We start from the raw sequence: 2290 nt of genomic DNA, 5'->3' as shown, positions 1-2290 counted from the left end.
CTGCGCACCGACCTCGACGACTTCGCGGCCACCGAAGCCCACCTGCTGTTCCTCGCGGGCCACCAGAGCGCGACGGGCCGGGCCGACATCCCCACCGACTGCCCGCCGGACATGACGGCCCTGTGGGGCGCGATGAGCCGGGCAGCGCTGCCTGAGCTGCCCGCCGGCGAAGCCCAGCAGCTCGGCGATGCCCGCGCCGCCTGCATGGACGACCTGGAGCGCGGCCAGCACGTGCTGTTCGCGGGCATGCAGAAGCGCTCGGCGGCCTCGGTGATGGTGTCGATCGGGTCGCTGCTGATGCTCGCGATGACGGTGGTGACCGTGATCGTGCTGGCTCGCGTCGTCTGGGGTTTCGGCATCGGCCACATTCCGCTGCCGGCCCGGCCGCTCTCGACGCGCGCACTGCTGTTCCTGGGCTGGCTGGTGGGTGCCGCGTGGCTGTGGCAGTTCCACGCGCCACGGGCCGGCGCGCTGTTCTACAACATGCGCCAATGGTTCGGCGTGCTGGCCGGCCCGATCCTGCTGCCGGCGCTGGCGACGGTGTCGATCGCGTTGCGCCTGAAGGTGGCCGCGTTCTCGAACCGTAGCCTCACGGCCTGGGCGCGCACCGCGCTGCTGCGCCACGAGCGCCGGCGGCAGCTTGCGGCCAATCGCACGGGCGGGTGATCGCCATGCTGTTCAACTTCACGTTGCTGCCCCTCGAGACAATCAAGCCATGGGGCAGCGCAGGCATGCTGGATCTTCATTGGTTCGGGTTGACCGATGGTCACTACTGGATCGAAGTCGGAGCTTCCAAGCTGCTCGAGTACAGCCTCTCGGCGCAGGAGCCAGGGCTGTCACGCTTCTGCGAGTATCAGGTTGCACGGCTGTACGAAGATGTCGTGGAGATGGCAGCCCGCGCGCTCGAACCCGTCCCAGCAGACTTGATCCCGCACATTGCCGGCGAGGGCCGCAAGCGGACGCTGAAACGAATGTCGGCTTGGTGCGACAAGAACGCCGAGCGCGACGACAACGACGACTGGTCGACAGTCGACGCGGCATGTACCTGGATCGGCCAGCGCCAACTCGACACGGCCTACCTGTCGCCATCCGCGGACATCGTGTTGTGGTCGGACGAGTCGATGGTTCACATCGAATGGGATCACCGGGACAAGCTCATCGAAGGTTCCCCCGCCTGGTCCGCGCCGTTCGGCAGCTACAGCCTGACTCGTTCGGATTTCTTGGCAGAGTGCCTCTCGCTCCATGAGCGACTCATGACCGCGATGTCGGAGCGGGTCGAGCGTACGGTGTCGGGCGCGTTCTCACCCGAGGTTCACATCGATGCCGAAGGGCTGTTGCGGGAGCACGAGCAGCGGTGTCGCCTGTCCAAGCCGGACCTTGTTCGGCTGCCAGCATYGACCGATTGGCCGGCCGTTCGCCATGCGCTGGGACAGATCAGCGTTTGAGGGTGCCAAGACATCGTGCCCTACTACCGCGTCTTGCTCCATGGAACCCGGATTCAGGTTCCCGGCCCCGATGCCTCCGATCCGCCCATAGTCGGCTTCTACGCGACCCGCATCGTTCGCGGGGTGTCGGAACAGGATGCCGTTCAGCAGGCCAAGGCGCGTGTCAGCGCCGAATGGTCAACCCCGGCATACGCCGGAACCAACCTCGGTGACCTGCCCATGCTCGACGTCGAATGGGTCCGGCGGACCACATTCCTTGACAGCCTGATGTTTTCAAACAAGGGGCACGTGTTCTACGCCGCTGACGAAGACTTGCCGGACGAAGATTCCGAATCATGAACAACCTCCGCATCCACCACGAACCGCCGTCTCACGGATGGTTGCCGCTACGCCTTGCCGTCGGCAACAGGACCATCGAGATCGACGCGTCCGACGTTCCCAACAACCCGATTCAAGACCTGATCGAAGCGCTGGGCCGGGCGGCCTCCGGCTCGGAGGCTTGCGTTTGGTGGCACCTTGAACCCGACGGCTACTTCATGCACTTCAAGCCCATCGGGTCGACGGTGATGCTCGACCTGGAGTTCGCCCCCGACAGCGCGCGCAGCCAGGCGTCGTCCGTCCTCTCCCTGCTAGGAGATCCGGCGGAGGTCCTCCTGCCGTTCTGGCGCTTCATCCGAGCGTTCCAGTCGCACGCGTACAAGACACCGCACTGGCCCGAGGTCAACTACGACCAGCTCATCGTCCGGCGGAGGTCCTCCTGCCGTTCTGGCGCTTCATCCGAGCGTTCCAGTCGCACGCGTACAAGACACCGCACTGGCCCGAGGTCAACTACGACCAGCTCATCG

The 2290-nt window shown here is 65.6% G+C and carries 4 protein-coding genes; all 4 read left to right on the top strand.

Features of this window, described 5'->3' with window-relative positions:
• Positions 1-666 (top strand): hypothetical protein (locus AC1D15_RS27990; RefSeq protein WP_477828580.1); only part of this gene is annotated, 666 nt, incomplete at its 5' end.
• Positions 667-671: 5 nt separating this feature from the next.
• Positions 672-1445 (top strand): DUF5984 family protein, encoded by a 774-nt coding sequence (locus AC1D15_RS27985; protein WP_477828579.1) that lies wholly within the window; start codon positions 672-674, stop codon positions 1443-1445.
• Between the two features lie 15 nt (positions 1446-1460).
• The gene (locus AC1D15_RS27980; protein ID WP_477828578.1) at positions 1461-1784 is read left to right on the top strand and encodes a KH domain-containing protein; all 324 of its coding nucleotides are present in this window, start codon (positions 1461-1463) and stop codon (positions 1782-1784) included.
• Positions 1781-2290, top strand: a 510-nt coding sequence (locus tag AC1D15_RS27975; protein ID WP_477828577.1) for a hypothetical protein, incomplete at its 3' end; no start/stop codon positions are given. The genes AC1D15_RS27980 and AC1D15_RS27975, both read left to right, overlap by 4 nt.

Source organism: Rhizobacter sp. P2_H2 (assembly GCF_056403375.1).
This window is presented reverse-complemented; position numbering and strand designations above follow the sequence as displayed.